At 73.7% G+C, this 19845-nt stretch carries 19 protein-coding genes, 2 tRNA genes and 1 pseudogene; 9 read left to right on the plus strand and 13 right to left on the minus strand.

Going from position 1 to position 19845, the window contains the following annotated elements:
• The first annotated feature begins 46 nt into the window (after window positions 1–46).
• From LG395_RS17075 to LG395_RS17085, 3 genes are all read left to right on the plus strand, one after another.
• Window positions 47–1183 carry an SPFH domain-containing protein gene (locus tag LG395_RS17075; RefSeq protein WP_225810326.1) on the plus strand — a complete coding sequence of 379 codons (1137 nt, stop codon included), beginning with the start codon at window positions 47–49 and terminating at the stop codon, window positions 1181–1183.
• Window positions 1184–1332: 149 nt separating this feature from the next.
• Window positions 1333–1938 (plus strand): lytic polysaccharide monooxygenase auxiliary activity family 9 protein, encoded by a 606-nt coding sequence (locus LG395_RS17080; protein WP_225810327.1) that lies wholly within the window; start codon window positions 1333–1335, stop codon window positions 1936–1938.
• Between the two features lie 119 nt (window positions 1939–2057).
• A complete protein-coding gene (locus tag LG395_RS17085) occupies window positions 2058–2525 on the plus strand; it encodes a DUF3592 domain-containing protein (RefSeq protein ID WP_225810328.1) in 468 nt (155 codons plus the stop codon).
• A 56-nt stretch (window positions 2526–2581) separates the two neighbouring features.
• Here LG395_RS17085 and LG395_RS17090 read toward each other — a convergent pair.
• From LG395_RS17090 to LG395_RS17120, 7 genes are all read right to left on the minus strand, one after another.
• Window positions 2582–2655, minus strand: a tRNA-Lys gene (locus tag LG395_RS17090).
• A 96-nt stretch (window positions 2656–2751) separates the two neighbouring features.
• The gene (locus LG395_RS17095; RefSeq protein ID WP_171155902.1) at window positions 2752–3504 is read right to left on the minus strand and encodes an IclR family transcriptional regulator; all 753 of its coding nucleotides are present in this window, start codon (window positions 3502–3504) and stop codon (window positions 2752–2754) included.
• A 266-nt stretch (window positions 3505–3770) separates the two neighbouring features.
• Complete coding sequence (ehuA, locus tag LG395_RS17100; protein WP_225810329.1) at window positions 3771–4553, minus strand: ectoine/hydroxyectoine ABC transporter ATP-binding protein EhuA; 783 nt, start codon at window positions 4551–4553, stop codon at window positions 3771–3773.
• Entirely contained in the window at window positions 4543–5193 is a 651-nt protein-coding gene (gene ehuD / locus LG395_RS17105) for an ectoine/hydroxyectoine ABC transporter permease subunit EhuD (RefSeq protein ID WP_171155906.1), read from the minus strand. Before ehuD ends, ehuA begins: the two co-directional genes overlap by 11 nt.
• Entirely contained in the window at window positions 5190–5837 is a 648-nt protein-coding gene (gene ehuC, locus LG395_RS17110; RefSeq protein WP_171155908.1) for an ectoine/hydroxyectoine ABC transporter permease subunit EhuC, read from the minus strand. The genes ehuD and ehuC overlap by 4 nt, the downstream gene beginning before the upstream one ends.
• Window positions 5837–6751, minus strand: coding sequence for an ectoine/hydroxyectoine ABC transporter substrate-binding protein EhuB (ehuB, locus tag LG395_RS17115; protein ID WP_225810330.1), 915 nt, complete (start codon window positions 6749–6751; stop codon window positions 5837–5839). The genes ehuC and ehuB overlap by 1 nt, the downstream gene beginning before the upstream one ends.
• 88 nt (window positions 6752–6839) lie before the next feature.
• Window positions 6840–7793 carry a D-2-hydroxyacid dehydrogenase gene (locus tag LG395_RS17120; protein WP_225810331.1) on the minus strand — a complete coding sequence of 318 codons (954 nt, stop codon included), beginning with the start codon at window positions 7791–7793 and terminating at the stop codon, window positions 6840–6842.
• A gap of 162 nt (window positions 7794–7955) precedes the next feature.
• On the opposite strand from LG395_RS17120, the pseudogene LG395_RS41955 reads away from it, so the two are divergent.
• The 5 genes and pseudogenes from LG395_RS41955 to LG395_RS17145 all read left to right on the plus strand — a co-directional run.
• Window positions 7956–8081: pseudogene (locus LG395_RS41955) on the plus strand (maleate cis-trans isomerase family protein); the annotation flags it as partial.
• The gene (locus tag LG395_RS17130) at window positions 8078–8809 is read left to right on the plus strand and encodes a maleate cis-trans isomerase family protein (RefSeq protein ID WP_225810332.1); all 732 of its coding nucleotides are present in this window, start codon (window positions 8078–8080) and stop codon (window positions 8807–8809) included. The pseudogene LG395_RS41955 and the gene LG395_RS17130, both read left to right, overlap by 4 nt.
• Window positions 8810–8938: 129 nt before the next feature.
• Window positions 8939–9307: a DUF8844 domain-containing protein gene (locus tag LG395_RS17135; RefSeq protein ID WP_171155915.1), complete on the plus strand. Its 369-nt coding sequence runs from the start codon at window positions 8939–8941 to the stop codon at window positions 9305–9307.
• A 139-nt stretch (window positions 9308–9446) separates the two neighbouring features.
• Complete coding sequence (locus LG395_RS17140) at window positions 9447–10016, plus strand: bifunctional DNA primase/polymerase (RefSeq protein WP_225810333.1); 570 nt, start codon at window positions 9447–9449, stop codon at window positions 10014–10016.
• A tRNA-Lys gene (locus tag LG395_RS17145) sits at window positions 10007–10080 on the plus strand. Before LG395_RS17140 ends, LG395_RS17145 begins: the two co-directional genes overlap by 10 nt.
• 109 nt (window positions 10081–10189) lie before the next feature.
• Here the strand turns inward: LG395_RS17145 and LG395_RS17150 are convergent.
• Window positions 10190–11404, minus strand: coding sequence for a M6 family metalloprotease domain-containing protein (locus LG395_RS17150; protein WP_225810433.1), 1215 nt, complete (start codon window positions 11402–11404; stop codon window positions 10190–10192).
• 375 nt (window positions 11405–11779) lie between these two features.
• Here LG395_RS17150 and LG395_RS17155 point away from each other — a divergent pair, with 375 nt between their 5' ends.
• Entirely contained in the window at window positions 11780–13582 is a 1803-nt protein-coding gene (locus LG395_RS17155) for a putative bifunctional diguanylate cyclase/phosphodiesterase (RefSeq protein WP_171155919.1), read from the plus strand.
• On the opposite strand, the gene LG395_RS17160 is transcribed toward LG395_RS17155, so the two are convergent.
• The 5 genes from LG395_RS17160 to LG395_RS17180 form a co-directional block, all read right to left on the minus strand.
• Complete coding sequence (locus LG395_RS17160; RefSeq protein ID WP_225810334.1) at window positions 13561–14658, minus strand: LLM class flavin-dependent oxidoreductase; 1098 nt, start codon at window positions 14656–14658, stop codon at window positions 13561–13563. The two genes, LG395_RS17155 and LG395_RS17160, sit on opposite strands and share 22 nt — an antisense overlap.
• Before the next feature lie 97 nt (window positions 14659–14755).
• On the minus strand, window positions 14756–16093 hold the full coding sequence (locus tag LG395_RS17165) for an AAA domain-containing protein (RefSeq protein ID WP_225810335.1): 1338 nt from the start codon (window positions 16091–16093) through the stop codon (window positions 14756–14758).
• Window positions 16090–17679 (minus strand): amino acid adenylation domain-containing protein, encoded by a 1590-nt coding sequence (locus LG395_RS17170; protein WP_225810336.1) that lies wholly within the window; start codon window positions 17677–17679, stop codon window positions 16090–16092. The genes LG395_RS17165 and LG395_RS17170 overlap by 4 nt, the downstream gene beginning before the upstream one ends.
• Window positions 17670–18851 carry a hypothetical protein gene (locus tag LG395_RS17175; protein ID WP_225810337.1) on the minus strand — a complete coding sequence of 394 codons (1182 nt, stop codon included), beginning with the start codon at window positions 18849–18851 and terminating at the stop codon, window positions 17670–17672. The genes LG395_RS17170 and LG395_RS17175 overlap by 10 nt, the downstream gene beginning before the upstream one ends.
• Entirely contained in the window at window positions 18814–19767 is a 954-nt protein-coding gene (locus tag LG395_RS17180) for a phosphatase PAP2 family protein (protein ID WP_171155929.1), read from the minus strand. Before LG395_RS17180 ends, LG395_RS17175 begins: the two co-directional genes overlap by 38 nt.
• Window positions 19768–19845: the final 78 nt, after the last annotated feature.

Here is a 19845-nt window from a genome sequence, read left to right on the forward strand (position 1 = left end):
CCCACCCCCTGTTCATGACGCGTCTGGCGCGGAGGCTGGAGCACGCATGAGTACGACCACATCCCACACGCCGCCCGGGTCCGAGGGGCAGTCGCAGGGCACGGCCGCCGGCCCCGGCACCCGGCCGGCCCGTGTGATCTGCAACGAGGCCACCACCGAGATCCCCGTCCACCTGCTCTTCCGGGACGATGCCGACCCGGTGAAGGTGCCGCTCCGGCCGGCCGTGGTGGCCCGTCGGCAGGGCACCGGCGAACAGCCCCGGCTCAGGTGCCCGGCACCGGCGCGCGGACGGCCGCTGCCGGAGGTCGACCCGGATCTGGCGGAACGCCCGGCGCGGGTGCTGCCCGGGGCGGCCGGGGTGCTCGCCGGGGTGTGCGGGGTCACCGGCTGTCTGGCCACCACCTGGTGGGCGGGGCTGCTCCCGCCGCTCGCCGCGCGGGCGCTGGGCCTGCCGGCGGACCCGGGCGGCGGTCTCGGCCCCGCGCAGTGGGCCGCGTACGCCGGGGCCGGGCTGTTCGGGGCGTTCGGCTTCGGCGGGCTGGCCCGGGGACGGACCGGACGGGCCTGGGTGCTGGGGCTGTTCGGGCGGTACCGGGGGACGGTCCGGCGCACCGGGCTGCTGTGGGTGAACCCGCTGGTGCCGCGCCGCCGGGTGGACGTGCGGCTGCGGCACTGGCGCAGCGAGGCGATGCCGGCGGCGGACCCCGACGGAATGGCGCTGCGGGTGGTGGTGCTGGTGGTGTGGCGGGTGCGGGACACCGCGCGGGCCCTGCTCGCCATCGACGACCACGAGACGTACCTGCGGGAGTGCGTGGAGTCCGCGCTGGCCCGGGTGCCGGTGGAGCCGGCGGGCGGGACGCGGGGCGGGGCGACGGCGGCCGGGGCCGCGCTGACCCGGCTGGTGGCGGCGGAGACGGCGCCGGTCGGCGTCGAGGTGTTCTCGGTGCGGCCGGTCCGGGTGGAGTACGCGCCGGAGGTGGCCGGGGCGGTGCACCGGCGGCGGATCGCCGCGCTGGACGCCCGGCAGCGGGCCAGCATGCTCAGCTCGGTCGTGGACTCGGTGGAGGACACGGTGACCCGGCTGACCGTGCGCGGTCTGGTCGAACTGGACGACTACGAGCGCAAGGTGCTGGTCCGCGACCTGACGGTGGCGTTCTGCTCGGGGCGCGGCGAACCGGTGTAGGGGCGGTCGTGGTGAGCCGGTGGGCGGCGGGCGCGCGACCGGTCCGCGATTGGTATGGACATGTTCAACTCGTGGCAATAATCTGAGGCTTGGTCTAGACCTACTCTGCACGGCTCACCGAACTCCCCACGTTCTCCAGGAGCGGCAGCATGCGCACCAAGACCAAGTTGTCCGCGGTCGTGCTGGGCGCGGTGACCGCCGGAGCGTTCGCGCTCTCCACCGGCGGCGCCAGCGGGCACGGCTACACCGACCTCCCCATCAGCAGGCAGAAGCTCTGCCAGAACGGCACCGTGGCGAACTGCGGCCAGATCCAGTGGGAACCGCAGAGCGTCGAGGGCCCCAAGGGCTTCCCGGCCGGCGGCCCCGCCGACGGTCAGCTCTGCAACGCGGGCCTGAGCCAGTTCGCCCCGCTCAGCGCGCCCACGACGCCGTCCGGCGCGGCCTGGCCCACCACCAAGGTCACGGGCGGCCAGTCGTACACGTTCCGCTGGCAGTTCACCGCCATGCACGCCACGACGGACTTCAAGTACTACGTCACCAAGCCGGGCTGGAACCAGAACCACAACCTCTCCCGCTCGGACATCAACCTCACCCCGTTCCTGACGGTGCCCTACAACGGCCAGCGCCCGCCGGCCACCCTCAGCCACAGCGGCACCCTGCCGACCGGTCTGAGCGGACACCACGTCATCCTCGCGGTGTGGACGATCGCCGACACGGGCAACGCGTTCTACGCCTGCTCCGACGTCACCTTCTGATCCCCGCTCCGTCACGGGACGGGAACTGAGGTTCCCTTGAGGCCCGGCGCCCCGCGCGCCGGGTAGGTTCCCGCCACACCGCTCGACCGGCAGCGGCGGACCTTCCTCGGGGGAACCTCATGTTCGAGTCACTCTTCTACGCCGTTCCGGCCCTCATGCTCGCGGGCATCGGGTCCGCCGCGTACCTGCTGGTCCGCCGCGCTCGACGGATCAGCAGGACGTGGGCGCACGGGCTGACCGCCGAGGCGCGCTGTCTGCGGATGTTCACGACGACCAGCGGGGGCGGCGGGGACACCTCGGTGCGCACGACCGTGCACCACGTCTACGAGTTCACCACTCGGGAGGGCCGCACGGTCCGCTTCGAGGAGGAGGACGGCCCCGCGACCGTCCTGGAGGGCGACGTCGTGACCGTGCGCTACCTGCCGGAGCTTCCCGGGCGCGCCACCGCGCTGCCCCCGGCACGCGGCAGGCTCGCCGTCGGCACCGGTGCCGGACTGGTCTTCCTCGGCGTGGCCGGCGCCTTCTGCATCGGCTTCATGGCCGTGGCTCACATGATGTTCTCCGAGTCCGCCGGCCTGCTGCCGTAGCCCTCCACGCCTGAACGCCGAAGGCCCCCCGCTTGCGCGAGGGGCCTTCGATCACGTGCGCCGCCAGGGACTCGAACCCCGGACCCGCTGATTAAGAGTCAGCTGCTCTAACCAACTGAGCTAGCGGCGCATGACTCCCGCCCGCCTCGGGTTGTGCTCCCCGCGGCCGGCGACAGAGAAAATACTACCTGGTCCCGCGGGGTGCTCGTGACCACCCGTGTGCCCCTCAGAGCGTCAGCGAGAGGACCACCGGAGCCGCGTTCCGGTTCAGCGTCTCCGCCGCCCGCTTCAGCCGGTGCGCGTGCTCCAGCGGGAGCGAGACGGCCAGGCAGCCGACCGTGGAGCCCGCGGTGAGCGGTACGGCCGCGCAGACCGTGCCGACCGCGTACTCCTGGAGATCGAGCACCGGCACCGTCGGCGGCTGCGACTCCAGACGGGACAGCAGCAGCTTGTCGCTGGTGATGGTGCGCGAGGTGAGGCGGGCCATCTTGTGCCGGGAGAGGTGATCGCGGCGGGCGTTGTGGTCCAGCTGGGTCAGCAGGCTCTTGCCCACGGCGGTGGCGTGGGCGGAGTAGCGGAAGTCCACCCACTCGTTGACCGCCGGGGCGGCCGGCCCGGCGGCGTACTGGGTGACCCGGACCTCGCCGTCGAGGTACCGGCTGAGGTAGACGGCCGCGCCGACCGAGTCGCGCAGCCGGTCCAGGGTGAGCTGGAGCTTCTCGCGCAGGGCGCGTTCCCGGTCGTGCGCCGAGGTGATCCGGCGCAGGGTGTCCCCGGTGACGTAGGCCCCGTCGCCGATCTGCTCGACGTACCCCTCCCGGCGCAGCATGCGCAGCAGGGCGGTGAGCCGCTCGGTGCCGAGGCCGGTGCGGCGGGCCAGTTCGGTGTCGGTGGCGCCGGCGGGGTGCCGGGCCACGGTCTCCAGGACGCGCAGCGCGTCCTGCGCGGAGTGGTACGGGGCGGTCGGCTCGATCCTCATGTCGTTCCCCCTCGGCCACGACCCGGGTCGGCGGATCGTCTCCACGATAGCCGTCAAAGCGGCACGGGGGGCAGGGGGTTGCGAGATTGCGCCCCGCGCGTCCGTGCCGCCAACCGGGGCGAAAACCCGCTGGCATATGCCAGGGTCATTCCCCAGCGAGTGGACCTCGGCCGTTCCGCCGTGGCCCCGCGCACGGGGCGCACTTTCGCGGCAGTGCGCCCCACGGCAGCGCACTTTCGCGGCAGTGCGCCCCACAGCAGCGCGCCTCACAGCACCGCGCTGATGAAATCCCGCGTGCGCTCCCGCTCCGGGTCGCCGAAGATCTTCTCCGGCGGCCCCGCCTCGATGACCCGGCCCGCGTCGAACATCAGCACCTGGTCGGAGATGTCCCGGGCGAAGCCCATCTCGTGCGTCACGCACAGCATCGTGATGTCCGTGCTGCGCGCGATGTCCCGCAGCAGGTCGAGCACGCCCGCGACCAGCTCGGGGTCGAGTGCGGAGGTCACCTCGTCCAGCAGCAGCACGCGGGGCCGCATCGCCAGCGCCCGGGCGATCGCCACCCGCTGCTGCTGCCCGCCGGACAGCCGGGTCGGCTTCGCGTCGCACTTGTCCGCCAGGCCCACCAGGTCCAGCAGCTCCCGGGCCCGCGCCTCCGCCTCGTCCCCGGACAGGCCGAGCACCCGGACCGGCGCCTCGGTGAGGTTCCGCAGCACCGACATGTTCGGGAACAGGTTGAACTGCTGGAACACCATCCCGATCTTCTTGCGGACCTCCCGGACCTGCTTCTCCGGCGCCGGGAACAGCCGCTGCCCGTCCACGGTGATCGTGCCCTCGTCCGGCTTCGCGAGGGTCATCAGCAGCCTGAGGATCGTGGTCTTGCCGGAGCCGGACGGACCGATCAGGGTGACGTGCCGGCCCGCGTCCACGGACAGGTCCAGGCCGTCGAGGACGGTGTTGTCCCCGAACCGCTTGGTCACGCCCTCCAGGCGGATCAGCTCGGTCGGCAGGGTGCCGGTCACGGCCGGCTGCTTGCGGGTCTCAACGGACAAGGCGTCGCTCCAGGGTGCGCAGACAAAGGGAGGCCAGGTAGGAGACGACGATGAAGGCGACCCCGATCACCGTCAGGGGCTCGGTGAACTGGAAGTGCTGCTGGGAGACGAGCCGCGCCCGGCCCAGCATCTCCAGCACGCCGATGGTCATCAGCATCGGCGTGTCCTTCAGCATCGCGATGACGTAGTTGCCGAGCGGCGGCACCACCCGGCGCACGGCCTGCGGCAGCACCACCGCCGTCCAGGTCCGCCGCACCGGCAGGCTGAGCGCGGTCGCGGCCTCCCACTGGCCCGCCGGCACCGCCTCGATGCCGGCGCGGTAGACCTGCATCGTGTATGTCGAGTAGTGCAGCCCGAGCCCGAGGACGCCGGTGGTCAGAGGGGACAGGGTCACACCCGCCTCGGGCAGCACGTAGAACAGGAAGAACAGCTGCACCAGCAGCGGGGTGTCCCGCACGAACTCCGTGAGGACCCCCACCGGCCAGCGCACCCACCGGGTCGGCGTCCGCAGCAGCAGCGTCCACACCAGCCCCAGCGCGAACGAGATCAGCGACCCCAGGGCCAGCGCCTCCAGGGTGACGACCAGGCCCTTGCAGAAGTACGGCAGGAAATCGGCGACCGCTCCCCAGTCCCAGGTCATCGGGCCACCCCCGCCTTGAGCCGGCGCTCGAGACCCCGCATCCCACGGGTGAGCAGGAACGCGATCACGAAGTAGATCAGCAGCAGGTACGCGTAGATCCGGCCGCTCTGCTGGAGGGCGAGACGGACCAGGTTGCCGCTGAAGGCCAGGTCTCCCATGCCCGTGATGGACACCAGCGCGGTGCCCTTGAGCAGCTCGACCAGCAGGTTGGAGAAGGACGGGATCATCTCCGGCACCGCCTGCGGCAGCAGGATCAGCCGCAGCCGCTGCCAGGGCGAGAAGCCGAGCGCGATCCCGCCCTCCAGCTGGGCCGGGTCCACCGCCGCGAGGGCGCCGCGCACGATCTCCGCGCCGTACGCGCCGTAGGTCAGGCCCAGCGCGAGCGTGCCCGCCCACATCGGCACCAGCTGCCAGCCGAACGCGACCGGCAGCACGAAGAACACCCAGAAGATCATCACCAGCGCCGAGATGCCGCGGAACACCTCGGTGTAGAACGCCGCGACGAAGCGGACGAGCCGCGACCGGTGGGTGCGGGCGGCACCGACGACGAACGACACCGCGGTGGCGAGCAGCGCGCCGTACACCAGCAACTGGAGCGTGGTGCCCGTGCCCCGCAGGACGAGTTCCCAGAGTCCCGCAGTCATCAGCCGCACAACTCCTTCGCGGTCAGGGTCGTCATCTCGGCCTTGGTGAAGCCGAACGGCCGTACGATCCGGTACAGCTCACCGCTGCGGCGCAGCTTGCGCAGCTCGGCGTTGAAGGCGTCGCGCAGCCGGGTCTCCTCCGGCCGGAACGCGAACGCGCCGCCGTCCACTTTCGGTCTTCCGTCGACGAGCGCGACGAACGGCTCGGTCGACTCGGCCTTGGCGGAGCCCCGGGCGACGAGCCGGGCGGTGACGGCCGTGGCCGCGAACAGGTCGACCCGCCCCGACTCCACCGCGTTCAGCCCGGCGACCTGGTCCGGCACGATGACGAGGTCGCTTTCCCGGTAGCCCGCCTCCACGGCGTGCTGGATCTGCGCGTACCCGGTGCCGGTGGCCGCCTTGGCGTGCCTGCGCAGCGCGTCCGCGTAGGTGCGCAGGCCCAGCGGGTTGCCCTTGCGGACGACGAAGGCGTCCGGCATCCGGTAGTCGGGATCGGCGAAGATCACCTGCTCGCAGCGGTCCGGGGTGACGTACATGCCCGCGGCCACCACGTCGAACTGCTGCGACTTCAGTCCGGGGATCAGCGAGCCGAACTCCGTCGGCACCGGCTGCACCCGGTCCACGCCGAGCCGCTTGAAGACCGCCTTCGCCAGCTCCGGCGCCTCCCCGGTCAGCTCGCCGTTCCTGTCGATGTACCCGAAGGGGATCTCCCCGGCGATCCCGAGCCGTACGACACCCTGCGCGCGCAGCCGGTCCAGCAGGTCGCCGCCGTTCTTCCCGGACGCCGACGCCACCCGGGTGCAGCCCGCCGCGCCCAGCGCGCCGAAGGCGGCGAGACCCGCGAGCACCGAGCGCCGGGTGTGCCCGTGGTCCGGCCGGAGAGTGTGCACGTCCTTGCCAAGTGGTGGAGCCATGGCGGCGCGGCTACCCAAGCGGAATCAGGCTATGCGCCCTGGTTCTCCGGGCCGGTGACACGCCCTCCGGCCGACGCGCGCCGGCTGTTCAGTGGCCCGGCACGTACCCGCGCGTCTTGTCGACCACGTTGGGCAGGGATCTGCCCGCCGCCCACCGCTCGTACAACTCCACGAACTGCGCGCCCAGTTCGTCCCGCCAGCCGACCGTGTCCCCGCTCATGTGCGGGGACACGACCAGCCCCGGCAGCCCCCACAACGGGCTGTCCCCGGGCAGCGGTTCGGTCGTGAACACGTCCAGGGCCGCGCCCGCGATCCAGCGCCGGGCCAGCGCGCGGGCGAGGGCCTCCTCGTCGACCAGGTCGCCCCGGCCGACGTTCACGAAGAACGCCGAGGGCTGCATCACGCCGAACCGGTGCGCGTCGAACATGCGGTACGTCCGCTCGGTCAGCGGAGCCGCCGCGATCACCCAGTCCGCGCGGGAGATCAGCCGGTCCAGGTCGTCCGGGCCGTGCACACCGATGCGCGGCACCCGCCCGACCAGGGCCGTCGTCACCCCCAGGGCCTTCAGCGTCCGGACGATCGCCCGGCCGATCGGGCCCGAGCCGACCACGCACGCGCGCGTGCCCGCCACCCGCCGCGTCTCCCGGTGCCGCCAGACCCGCTCCCGCTGGAGCTCCAGGGTCCGCGGCAGGTCCTTGGCGGCGGCCAGCACCAGGGCCGCCACGTACTCGGCGACCGGCTGGTCGAAGATCCCGCGCGCGTTCGTCACCACCGTGTCCGACGCGACCAGCTCCGGGCACATCAGATGGTCCACGCCGGCGCTCGCGGTGTGCACCCAGCGCGGCCGGGGCCCCTCGCCGGGCCACGCCCGCCGCACCGCGTGCGAGGTGAAGTCCCACACCAGCAGCACGTCCGCGCCGGGCAGCCGCTCGGCCAGGTGCGCCGCGTCCGTGCGCAGGATCCGGGCGCGGCCGGTGAGACGGCCGAGCCGGGGCGGCGGATCGGCGTCGAGGACGAGAACGGTGGGGAGGGTCGGCGTCATGCGGGCTGGCTCCCGGCGTCTGACATGCGCTGACAGCGCGCGGATGGACCACGCTCGCACCCCGGCCCACCTTCGTCAACACGGGCGTACCCACGATGCGTTGCCCGCCGGTCTCCCAGCGTGAGACCGGGGCGGGCCAGGGGCGGTGATCCCGGCCGGCCGGTCACGATGTGGGCTGCGCCGCGCCGATTGGGTACCCGGACCGTGGGGCCTTGTCGGCCGCTGCTCGACGCGGCTGCCCGTGCACGGCCCGCACCGCCCGACCAGACGCAGGAAGGCTGGACATGACCGCACTCGGATTCCTCTACCCGGGCCACTTTGCCGAGGACGACTATCCACGCATCGAGCAGCTCCTGGGCAGCGACATCCGGGTGGACCTGGTCCACACCGACATCGGCGAGGACGCGCACCGGGTGGACGCCCTGCGCGAGCTGGGCTCCGCCGACCGGCTGGCCCAGGGCCTGGAGGGGCTGCGGCTGTCCGGCGTCGAGACGGTGGTGTGGGCGTGCACCAGCGGCGGCTTCGTGCACGGCTGGGAGGGCGCGCAGGAGCAGGTGCGCAACCTGGCCCGGGTGGCCGGCATGCCGGCATCGTCGACGTCGTTCGCCTTCGTGCACGCGGCCCGGGAGATCGGCGTACGGCGGGTCGCAGTCGGCGCGACCTACCCCGAGGACGTCACCGCGCTGTTCGCCGAGTTCCTGCGGGCCGGCGGCCTGGAGGTGGCCGGCACCCGGTCCTCGGGGGTCCTCACGGCGGCGGAGGCCGGCGGCTGGGGCGAGGAGGACGTGCTGACGCTGGCACGCGCGGCCGACTCCGCCGACGCGGAGGCCGTCCTGCTGCCGGACACGGCCCTGCACACGGCCGCGCACCTCTCCCTCCTGGAGAAGGCCCTGTCCAAGCCGGTGCTCACCGCCAACCAGGTCACGGTCTGGGAGGGGCTGAGGCTCGCGGACCGCCGGGTGAACGCACCGGCCCTCGGCACCCTGTTCACCCGGCAGCCGCTGGTGCAGGTCTAGGGCCTCTCGTTCGGATCACGCCGGGACGCGGCCCGGCCGGCCGGGGGGCCTCTTGCGCCGGCGCGGGACAATGGACGGTGGCCCACCTGAAGGCGGCGCCCACCGAACCGTACGAGGAGGAGACCAGACATGGCGGAGCCCACGCCGCGTCGTCACGAACCGCGGCTACGCCCCGCGCCCCTGCTCTTCGAGCCGGCGGAGGCGGCCGCCGACCCCGAGCACTTCTTCGCCCTGGAGTCGATCGACGACCCGCGGGCGCTGCTGGCCCGGGCGACGGAGCTGACGCAGGCGTTCCGCGCGGCCGCCGACCGGGCCGTGGAGTTCCAGGCCATCGCGGCCGCCCAGCTCGCCGACCCGCGCCGGTTCGACCGGCTGACCCCGGCGGACATCGCCGAGCGGGCGGAGTGGACGGAGGACTACGCGAAGAAGATGGTCGAGTTCGGGCGGGACCTGATGCGCGGAGAGGGCGAGGGACGGTCCGGCGCCGACCCCGTCTGACGCTCGCGGCACCCCCCGGCCTCCTGGGGCACCCGCACGGCATATGCCAGGCGGGCAAGATACTCCTCCCCGACGCCGCTGTCCCGGTTTTCGGCAACCCAGGAGAACGGTCCGCTCACTCGCTGTAGACCTGGGTGTCATGACCAGCGCCCCGAACGTCACCCGTGTCAGCGCCGACGGCGTCGCCTGGCTCGCCTCGGCGGCACCGTACCCCCGCAGCACCCTCGCCCTGTGGGAGGAGCGCCCGGACGCCCCGGTCGTCCTGCCCTGCGGCACCGTCTTCGACGTGGTGAGCGCGCCCACGGTCTTCGGCCGCCGCATGCTGGACCGGCTCTGGGACGAGGGCGCGGGCTCGGGCCCTGTCGCGGTGTTCCGGGGGCGGACGCTGCTGTTCGCGGCCCCGGGGACGGCCCAGCGGCTGCCGTCGCTGCTGGACTGGGAGGAGTGGGGGTCCCGGCGGGCCCGCGCGGTACCGCCGCTGCTGTGCCACGGCATCGGCGACGCGATCACCGCACCGCCCCTGAACTGCGACGACGCAAGTGGCGCCGCCCGCTGGCTGGTCGCCCCGGACACCCGGCACCCGTGGCTGCCGGGGCCCGAGGTGCTGCTCTGGGCGGCCGTGCGGGCGGCCCGGCCTGCCGTGCGGATATCGATTTTTCCTCCCGCCGACCAGGATGCTAAGGTCTACGACGTCAGCAGGCGCCGCTAGCTCAGTTGGTTAGAGCAGCTGACTCTTAATCAGCGGGTCCGGGGTTCGAGTCCCTGGCGGCGCACGCGAAGGAAACGGCGGGTCTGGTTCGAAAGAATCAGGCCCGCCGTTTTCGTATACGAGCAGCCCGTCGCGTGGCGGCCCGGCCCAGCCGCACGGCCGGCCGGTGCCGGTCAGTCACCCACCGCCGGTGTGATCTTCACCGTCCACGCCCCGGAGGCCGTCCGCCCCTCCGCCTCGACCTGCACCCCCTGCCCGGGCACCGTGAAGCTCTCCCCGAGGGAGACCGGCGCGTCGGCGAGGGGGGCGTAGACCGAGTTCTCCCAGCAGGCCTCGGTGCGCGGGTGGGCGTCCACGACCTGGATCGGGCCGTCGCCGGACTCGGCGGCGCCGCGTACCCGGTAGACCAGGATGCCCTGCCGGCAGGACATCCGGTCGTTGCCGGCCGAGTCGCGCGCCTCGAAGGCGAGGGCACTGTCCGGTCCGGTGCGCACCACGGCCAGCTTGACGCCGTGCCCGAGGCCGAAGCCGGGACCGTCGCCCGCCCCCGGCGCCGGCACGCCGGGCCCGGCCTCGAGGGGCTCCAGGGTGAGGCGGGTCGGCGCGGTGCCGCGCACGCACACCACCTGGCGCGGATCCAGCCAGCCGAGCCGCCACTTGTGCCAGGCGAACAGGTCGGGGGCGAGCCCGAACTGGCTGCCCATCAGGTCCCAGTCACCCACGTAGGTGTCCCAGTCGCCCTTGCCGTCGACCGGGCGGTGGTAGAGGTCGGGCAGGTCGAAGACATGGCCGGTCTCGTGGGCGAGGACCAGCCGGTCCGGCGGATGGTGCTCGAACACGGTGACGACCCGCCGGATGGCGGTGCCGTCGACGTGCAGCGGGGTCTCCAGGTTGACGACCTTCGTGGCGTCCGAGTCGACTCCGGGCGCGTCCGGGTCGGCGACGAGGTACACGATCGGGTAGCGCGAGAAGTCGACCTCCCTGTCGGCCACGGCGAACGCGTCGCGCAGGTAGGCGGCCCGGTCCTCCGGGTCCCAGTCCCGCCGCATGGCGTACGACGTCGACGGGCGCGGCATGCGCAGCCAGCGCCCCAGCGGGTGCGGGCGCAGGGTGAACCTGCCGTAGGACGCCTGCGCGTAGAAGCGGCTGGTGGCCGGGAAGTGGTCGGCGGCGAGTTCGGCGGGGGTGGTGCGCGGGGTGGCGTCCGGGAAGGACAGGAAGATCATCACGGCGTCCAGCGCACCGGTCGGGCGGGTGTAGGCGGGATTCCAGCTGTCGACGCCCTCCGAATGGTGGGCCTGTGTGCGGTGCAGCGCGCAGGGGGCCGGGGAGAAGGGCTCGGCGGCCGACGGGCCGCCGAGGATCGAGGTCGCGGCGAGCGCCGACATCGTGGTGCACACGGCGGCGGTGCTGCGCAGCTTGGGCACGGACGTGACCTCCGGATGCGGTTCGGGACCCGCACCCAGATTGCTGGCAATCGATGTGTTTTGCCCTGTTTACCTGCACCAGAAGGGTGAACGCGCCCTCATTGCGCCCCGGCGCGCCCCGGCGCTCGACATCCCCGAAACACTCACGGAACGTCACAACTGGTCGGCGGCCTGAAGAACCCGTCCAGGTGCGGGCAGAAACGATCTGTCAGAACCTGTGCTGGGTCCGGGACACTGGACACCGGCTGGAAGGGCCCGGAGCCAGCCTCTATGATCGGCACACTTTCCGGCACGGACAGGCACGGACACAGATCGAGTGCACTGCGGGAGCGAGCGGTGAGCGGAACGTCCGAAGGGCCGACGCCCGCGGCAGACCTCGACCGGTCAGCCGTCACAGACAGTCACTACACCACCTACCACCGTGTCTTCGCGACCGCCCCGCTCGCCATGGCGGTCGTGGCCCCCGGGGGACTCGTCGTCGGTGCCAACGCCGCCCTCGGCGACCTGCTCGGCGCCGACCCCGGCACCCTCGTCGGACGGGTCGCCGCCGACCTGGTGGACCTGGCCGCCGACGCCCGGACCCGGCACGCCTACCACGAGGTGCTGCGCGGCCGGCAGGCCCGCCTGCGCTGCACCCGCCGGGTGAAGCACCCCGAGGGACACTCGCTGTGGGTGCAGGTCACCGTCACCCCGCTGACCGGCGAACCCGGCGTCCTGCTGTCGGTCGCCGACATCAGCTCCCGGCGCGAACTCCAGGCCCGGCTACGGCACTTGCAGATGCACGATCCGGTGACCCGGCTGCCCAACCGCACACTGTTCTTCGAACGCCTGACGGCCGCGCTGGAGGCCGAGTCGTACGAGGAGGGCGGCACCGGCCGGATCGGCCTGTGCTACCTGGACCTGGACGGCTTCAAGGCGGTCAACGACACCCTCGGCCACCGCGTCGGCGACCGGCTCCTCGCGGCCGTCGCCGAACGCCTGACCCGGGTCGCCGACGAGACCGGGTACGCCCGCGCCGCGACCCCCTTGGTGGCCCGGCTCGGCGGCGACGAGTTCGCGCTGCTGGTGGAGGACTCCACCGGCACCGAACAGCTCGCCGACCTCGCCGAGTCCGCGCTGAAGGCGCTGGAGGAACCCTTCGACCTGGCCGGCCAGCGGCTCTCGCTGACCGCGTCCATCGGCGTCGTCGAGCGGCACGCGGCCGGCACGACGGCCACCGGGCTGATGCAGGCGGCCGACACCACGCTGTACTGGGCGAAGGCCGACGGCAAGGGCCGCTGGACCCTGTTCGACCCCGAGCGCAACGCCCACCGCATGACCCGTCAGGCGCTGTCCTCCACCCTGCGGCCCGCCATCGAACGCGAGGAATTCGCCCTCGAGTACCAGCCGTTGGTGGCCATGGAGGACGGCCGGCTCAACGGCGTCGAGGCCCTGATCCGCTGGCACCACCCGCAGTTCGGCACCCTGACGCCGAATCGGTTCATCGGACTGGCCGAGGAGGACGGCTCGATCGTGCAGCTCGGCCGCTGGGCGCTGCACACCGCCTGCCGGCAGGCCCGCCGCTGGCAGCTGGACCACCCCGGCGAACCGCCCATCTTCGTCAGCGTCAACGTCGCCGTACGGCAGGTGTGGGACTCGGACCTGGTGGCCGACGTGGCCGAGATCCTCGCCGAGACCGGACTCGCCCCGCAGCTGCTCCAGCTGGAGCTGACCGAGTCGGCGGTGATGGGCTCGGCCGGACGCCCGCTCCAGGCCCTCCAGGCCCTCAGCGACATGGGTGTGCGCATCGCCATCGACGACTTCGGCACCGGCTACTCGAACCTCGCCTACCTCAGCCGGCTGCCGGTCTCCACGCTGAAGCTGGACGGCTCCTTCGTGCGGGGCTTCCAGTACGACGGCGACACGAAGGCCATCGCCCCCAACCCGGCCGACGAGGTCATCGTGGAGGCGATGATCCAGCTCGCCCACCGGCTCGGTCTGACGGTCACCGCGGAGTGCGTGGAGACCTCCGCCCAGGCCACCCGGCTGCGCCGGATCGGCTGCGACACCGGGCAGGGCTGGCTGTACTCCCGCCCGGTGCCGCCGGATCGTATCTCCGAGCTGCTGGGGGCGCAGGCCTACGCGGTCGGCAACCCGTAGGCGTCCGCGATCAGTTCGTAGGAGCGCATGCGGAGTTCACCGCGGTGCGCGTGCGAGGTGATCATCAGCTCGTCGGCACCGGTGCGCTTGTGCAGGTCGTCCAGTCCGGCGCGGACCTCGTCGGCCGTGCCCTGCACGATGTTGGCCGTCCAGGAGGCGGCGAACTCCTCCTCCATCGGGCTGAACTCGTGCCGCTCGGCCTCCTCCGGGTCGGGGAACAGACCGGGGCGGCCGGTGCGCAGCCGGATCATGTTCAGCGCCATCGCCCTGCTCTGCCGGCGGGCCTCCCGCTCGTCGTCCGTGGCGAGGGCGGAGACGCCGATGAGGGCGTACGGCTCGGAGAGGACGCCGGAGGGCCGGAAGGTCTCCCGGTACAGGTCGAGCGCCGGGATGGTGTTCTGCGCGGAGAAGTGGTGCGCGAAGGCGAACGGCAGGCCGAGCAGACCGGCCAGGCGCGCGCTGAAGCCGGAGGAACCGAGCAGCCAGACCGGCGGCCGGTGCGCGGACTGGACCCCGCCGGGGGCGCTGCCCTGGACGGGCCCCGGGATCGCGTGGATGCGGCGGTAGGGGTGGCCGTCCGGGAAGTCGTCGTCCAGGAACCGGGTCAGCTCCGCGAGCTGCTGCGGGAAGTCGTCGGCGCCCTCGTTGAGGGTGTCGGTGCGGCGCAGGGCCGCGGCCGTCGCCCCGTCCGTGCCCGGCGCCCGGCCGAGGCCCAGGTCGATCCGGCCCGGGGCCAGCGCCTCCAGCGTGCCGAACTGCTCGGCGATCACCAGCGGGGCGTGGTTGGGCAGCATGACACCGCCCGAGCCGAGCCGGATGCGGTCGGTGTGGGCGGCGAGGTGGGCGAGGATCACGGCGGGGGAGGAGGAGGCCACACCGGGCATGGAGTGGTGCTCGGCGACCCAGTACCGGTGGAAGCCGCGGGACTCCGTGAACCGCGCGAGCGCGACGCTGGTGCGCAGGGCGTCGGTGGCGGTACTGCCCGCGCCGACGGTCACCAGGTCCAGTACGGAGAGGGGGGCGGGGGCGGTACCGAGCGCGGTGCCCCGGATCTCGTCTGCCTCGTCTGCCGACACGGTGTGCGCCTCCTGATGCGAGCGTGGGCTGTCCGTGAACCCCTAACAGGAGAGAGTCCCCGCTTATTCCCCCCGGGCGGAGGCGGTGGGGCATGGCTCAGGGGTGCCAGGTGACGCGGTGTTCTCCCAGGTGGGAGAGGACCGCGTGGTTCGCCTCCCAGCCGTCCGGGAATTTCACCAGCGTTCCCAGCTGGACCGGTTCCGTGGAGGGGTAGTCGTCCAGCAGGTCGGTCACCCCGGCGCGGCAGATCATGATGCAGGCGTGGCGGTGGCGGGAGGCCAGGACGCACAGGCGGCCCGTCTCCAGGTGGAAGGCGGTGGCGTCGGGGCGGCCGGAGAGCGGGTGCAGCACGACCGTGACGTCGTACTCGCGGCCCTGGAGGCGGTTCGCCGTGTCGACGGTCACGTCCGGGACGCCGGCGTCGGCGAGGGCCGCGCGGACCGCCGCCGCCTGGTCGCGGTGGGCCGTGCCCACGGCGATCCGGTCGGCCGTGAGGGGGACGGGGTCCGGCGCACGCTCGGACGTGGCCGCGCCGCCCCGGTCCAGCAGCCGGCGGACCACCGCCGCCACCGCCCGCACCGCCTCCGGGTCCGTGCGCGGGGTGTGCCGGGCGGGCAGCTCCAGCAGGCCCCATCCGGACTCCGCGGCCTCGTCGATCACCCGGTCCGGGCCGGAGCCGTCGGAGGGGACGGCGAAGGTCAGCCGGCGGTCCCCGTGGGACGTGCCGCTGCGGAACGGGGTGTACGGGTAGAACGCGTCCGAGACCAGCGGCGCCGCCGAGGCCGGAAGGCGCCACGAGACCGGCAGGCGGTGCTGGGGGAGGTCCGGGTTGTGGGCCAGGAGGGTGGTGACCGCCGAGGCCGAGGGGTCGTACGGCAGACCGGCCCACTGCTCGCTGCCGACGATGGAGAAGGGGTCCAGCTGGCCCGGGTCGCCCACGAACAACGCCCGTTCGAACAGGCCGGCCACGGCGAGCAGGGAGTCGGAGCGCATCTGGTACGCCTCGTCCACGATCGCGTGCCGCCAGGGCTCGTCCACCTTCACGTGCGCCCACTTGGCGGCCGTGGACAGCACGACCGGCAGCCCGTTCAGGTCCGCCGCCTTCGCTGACGTGCGGACCTGCGGCAGGGCGTCCAGCGCCGCGTCGTACGCGTCGGTGTCGCTGCTGTGCAGACGGCCGACGGGCAGCTCCGGGTCCTTCTCGGCCAGCCGCAGGACCAGGTCGTCCACCTGGGCGTTCGTCTGGGCCACCACCATCAGGGGGCGTCCCGCGCCGGCGAGTTCCAGGGCCGCGCGGACCACCAGCGTCGACTTGCCGGCGCCCGGCGGCGAGTCCACGACCACGCCCCGTTCGGCGCCGTGCAGGGTGTCGTGGAGGATCGCGTCGGTGGCGCGGCCGGCCGCGGCTCCGGGATCGAAGTCGACGGTCGTCACAGCACGTCCTCCTCGGTCACGGTGTCGGGGGCCTCCGGTGCCGGTTCGCCCGGCGGGCCGCCGTGCGTCCACGGGGTCTGCTCCGGGTCGGGCAGCTTCGCGCCGCCGCGCTGCTCGTGCTCGAACAGGGTGAAGCAGACCCGGTCGCCCTTCTCCGGCACCGAGCCGGGCTCCGGCTCCTTCCCGCGGCCCATCTTGTCCAGTACGCGCAGGACCAGCACACCGTCGGCCTCCTGGCCGACGAACTCCGCCGACTGCGGCTTGCCGCCCAGCGAGCGGTACACCTTCGCCCGCTGAGCCAGATGCGGCCGGTCCTCGGTGCGGACCGTCACCAGCGGGCGCGGGCTGGGCCGCCTGCCCTCGCTGTACGCCATCACCACGTCGGTCACCTCGCCCGCGAACGCCTCCCCGGCCAGCCGCCGCCCCGCCATCACCAGCGGGTCGTCCAGCGCCTCCTGCGCCTCCAGCCGGGCCTGCTCGCGCTCGCGCGTGGCCAGCTTGTTCGCCGCCGTCACCGCGTCGTCCCGGCGCGGCTGCGGCGGCTCACCGGCCAGCACCCGGTCCCGGTGCCCGGTGAACGACCAGCGGTCCCGGGTCCAGCGCCCCTCCACGTGCGCGCCCTCCGGCAGCGCCCGCAGCAGGTCCAGCCCCCGCCAGACCGCGTCCCAGGTGGGCCGGGTACGGCTCTCGACCAGGTCGCGGACCTCCCGCTCGGCTCGGCCGAGCGCCGCCAGCCGGTCGTCGGCCTCCAGCGGGTCCTCGGCGGCGGCCAGGGCCGTCCGCGCGCGGTCGTAGCGTTCGATCGCCGGGGCCAGCAGCCTGTTGTCGAACGCCGGGTCGGTGGCGGGGCCGGCGGGCGGGCAGAGCAGCTGTCCGTCGGCGTCCCTGGCGAGTTCGGCCCGGCGGGCCGCCTCGGCGCCGGTCAGGCCCTCCGGGGGGTCGATCCAGGCCAGCAGCGCGCCGAGGTGTTCGTCCTCCAGCCCGGACTGGCCGGTCGCCCAGTGCCGGGACAGCACATCGGTCAGGGCCAGCAGCAGCGAGGAGCCCGGGACCCGGGCCCGCTCGCCGTAGTGGGTCAGCCAGCGGCCGAGCAACGGCACCCGGGGCGGCGCCGGGTAGGGCGCGTCCGGGTCCTGCTCGGCGGTGCGCCGGAACCGCATCGAGCGGCCCAGCAGCCGTACGAAGTCCAGACCCGTGCGGCTCGGCACGATCAGCTGGGGGGCGTCCGCGCACAGTTCGGCCGCCACCTTGACCCGCTTGCCGGTCTCCGGGTCGGTCTCGGTGCGCTCGGCCGCCTCCACGGAGCCGGCGTACGCGTCGATGTAGGGCAGGACGACGTCGGCAAGGTCGGCGAGGAACGTGAAGCGCAGATCGCGGTCCCGGGGCTGCGGTACGACGAGCAGCCGGGGCGCGTCCCGGTCGGTGCCGACCAGTGCGCCGAGCGGGGCGCCCGTCTCACCGGCCGTGGTGAGCGGCACGAACACCAGCGGGTGGCGGGACAGGTGCCGGTGGCGGACGGTCGCGGCGGGCTGCGCCCGGCCCGTGCCGACGGCCTCCAGCCGGGCGAGGGCGGTGATCAGGGACACGAAACCGCCTCCCCGGCTTCCCGGGCCTCGGCGGCTTCCCGGGCCTCCCGCAGCGCCTCCGCGCGCAGGGCCGCCGCCCGGCGCAGCGCGGCCACCGCCGGGTCGTCAGGGTCGCCGCTCACGCCGTGGGCCGCCGCCAGGACCTCCTCGACCGTGGCGAGCCCGCCGAGCTCGGCCCGCAGCGGCCGGCCGAGCCGGGTGACCGCGCCGGTCGCGCGGGCCCGATCCCGGCAGTGGAAGGCCAGTTCGCAGGCGGACAGGCACTCGGGCGCGTACGTCGCCGGCACCGCCTCCACGGCCGCCGTGAGCTCCTCGGCGGGCAGGTCGGGCGCGAAGCACGTGCCCTCGGGCAGCGCGTCGGCGATCTCCTCGACGCGGGTGAGCCGGGCCAGCTGGCGGGCGGTGACCGCGCGCTGCTTGCGGACGTCCACGGCGGAGGCCGCGGGCAGGTTGGAGAAGTCCTTCGGGCACACCAGCAGCACCTGGTGGCGCACCCGCGGCACCGGAGCGCCTGCCGGGGCGGGCGCGTCCGGCTCCGCGCCGAGACGCTTCGCGACCTCCTCCAGGGCGAGCACGTACACCGCCGCCTGGCGGGCCGCCGCGCCCACCTTCGCCGGGTCCGCCGCGCCGTCCACCATGGGGAAGGACTTGATCTCCACGACCGACCAGCTGCCGTCCGGGTGCACCACGACCGCGTCGGGCTCCAGGAAGGCGAGCGAACCGGCCACGTCCAGGGCGAGCATCGGATGGTCCAGCAGCGTCCAGCCGCCGGCCCGCGTGGCCTCGCGCAGCGCCAGCGCCGTACGGGCCGTGCGCCCCTCGGGGCCGTGCGCGGTCAGATCGGGCACGGCCGCCGTGGCGGGCGGTTCGGCGCCGGGGTCCAGCCGGGCGTGCGCCAGCCGCAGCAGTTCGGCGCCGCCGTCCGCCTTGACCCGCGCCTCGAACGCGTTGCCCCGGGTCAGCGCGAACTGCGACTGGCCGAAACCGGCCGGCGCGCCCAGCGCACCGGCCAGCCGGGCCTTGTCCACTCCGGCGCCGTCCAGGATCGCCCGCCGGGAACAGCCCGGGTTGGCGGCCAGCGCCGCGAGGGCGCGGGCGTCCAGGGCCTTGGCCGGTACGTCGGGACCGCGCAGCTCAGCGAGCCGGTGCCGGAGCCCCTTCGCCCGCGTCACTGGGGGAGGCGTCCGGTCCGGCCGCGGGGTCGAGCCGCGACTCGCGCTGCCGTGGAATTCGCTCACCCGCCGAAGTCTGGCATCCGGCACTGACAATCGGGGAACCCGCGGTCTGCGGGACCGGTGCGACCGGTGCGGTACGGCGGGACAGCCGGGTCCGCACGAGGTCCGTCGTCCGCAGCAGCCGCGGCGCCAGCAGCAGGCCGGCGCCCATCACGGCCACGCCCGCGACGGCGTCCAGGAAGTAGTGGTTGGCGGTGCCCATGACCACCAGCGCGGTCACCAGCGGGTAGACGACACCGAGGACCTTTGTCAGGCGCGTGCCGCCGTGCCGCCACAGCATCACACCGCACCACAGCGCCCAGCCCACGTGCAGGCTCGGCATCGCCGCGTACTGGTTGGTCATGCCGCCCATGCCGCGCGGGGCGCTGGCCTCGCCGCCCCACCAGCCGTACGCGCTGTACTGCGCCATCGTGTCCACGAAGCCGTGGCCGGCGGAGAGCAGGCGGGGCGGGCAGGTCGGCAGCAGGGTGAAGCCGATCAGTCCGATGAACGTGGACGTCATCAGCCAGGTGCGGGCCGCCCGGTAGTGCGCGGCACGCGCGCGGAACAGCCAGACCAGGATCACGGGCGTGACCAGGTAGTGCAGGGAGGCGTACCAGAAGTCGGCCGGCACCCCGAGCCAGGGCTCGCGCGTGAACAGCCGGTTCAGCGGGTGCTCGGCGTTCAGGCGCAGGGCCTTCTCGACGCGCAGGATCGCCAGGCCGTGGTCGACGGCGCTGGTGACGTCACCGCGCGCGAGGAGCCGGCCGGCCGAGTAACAGCCGTAGACCAGCACGATCAGCGGCAGCTCGGTCCACCAGCGCAGCCGGGGTCGCGGGGCCACCTCGGTGCCCGGTGTCTCGGTCTGCGGCATCCGATCGCCCTCCCCTTTCTGCTGTGCGGCTGCGCCCGGCGGGCGACCGTGCCACTTTACGGTGTCCCTACTCCGCCG

Source organism: Streptomyces spinosus, assembly GCF_020400655.1.
Taxonomy (GTDB): Bacteria; Actinomycetota; Actinomycetes; order Streptomycetales; family Streptomycetaceae; genus Streptomyces; species Streptomyces argyrophylli.

What these genes read in the sequence shown, in the direction of transcription:
- LG395_RS17075 (WP_225810326.1), top strand. Translation starts at nt 47, where the DNA reads ATGAGTACGACCACATCCCACACGCCGCCCGGGTCCGAGGGGCAGTCG.
- LG395_RS17080 (WP_225810327.1), top strand. Translation starts at nt 1,333, where the DNA reads ATGCGCACCAAGACCAAGTTGTCCGCGGTCGTGCTGGGCGCGGTGACC.
- LG395_RS17085 (WP_225810328.1), top strand. Translation starts at nt 2,058, where the DNA reads ATGTTCGAGTCACTCTTCTACGCCGTTCCGGCCCTCATGCTCGCGGGC.
- LG395_RS17095 (WP_171155902.1), bottom strand. Translation starts at nt 3,504, where the DNA reads ATGAGGATCGAGCCGACCGCCCCGTACCACTCCGCGCAGGACGCGCTG.
- ehuD (WP_171155906.1), bottom strand. Translation starts at nt 5,193, where the DNA reads ATGACCTGGGACTGGGGAGCGGTCGCCGATTTCCTGCCGTACTTCTGC.
- ehuC (WP_171155908.1), bottom strand. Translation starts at nt 5,837, where the DNA reads ATGACTGCGGGACTCTGGGAACTCGTCCTGCGGGGCACGGGCACCACG.
- ehuB (WP_225810330.1), bottom strand. Translation starts at nt 6,751, where the DNA reads ATGGCTCCACCACTTGGCAAGGACGTGCACACTCTCCGGCCGGACCAC.
- LG395_RS17120 (WP_225810331.1), bottom strand. Translation starts at nt 7,793, where the DNA reads ATGACGCCGACCCTCCCCACCGTTCTCGTCCTCGACGCCGATCCGCCG.
- LG395_RS17130 (WP_225810332.1), top strand. Translation starts at nt 8,078, where the DNA reads ATGACCGCACTCGGATTCCTCTACCCGGGCCACTTTGCCGAGGACGAC.
- LG395_RS17135 (WP_171155915.1), top strand. Translation starts at nt 8,939, where the DNA reads ATGGCGGAGCCCACGCCGCGTCGTCACGAACCGCGGCTACGCCCCGCG.
- LG395_RS17140 (WP_225810333.1), top strand. Translation starts at nt 9,447, where the DNA reads ATGACCAGCGCCCCGAACGTCACCCGTGTCAGCGCCGACGGCGTCGCC.
- LG395_RS17150 (WP_225810433.1), bottom strand. Translation starts at nt 11,404, where the DNA reads ATGTCGGCGCTCGCCGCGACCTCGATCCTCGGCGGCCCGTCGGCCGCC.
- LG395_RS17180 (WP_171155929.1), bottom strand. Translation starts at nt 19,767, where the DNA reads ATGCCGCAGACCGAGACACCGGGCACCGAGGTGGCCCCGCGACCCCGG.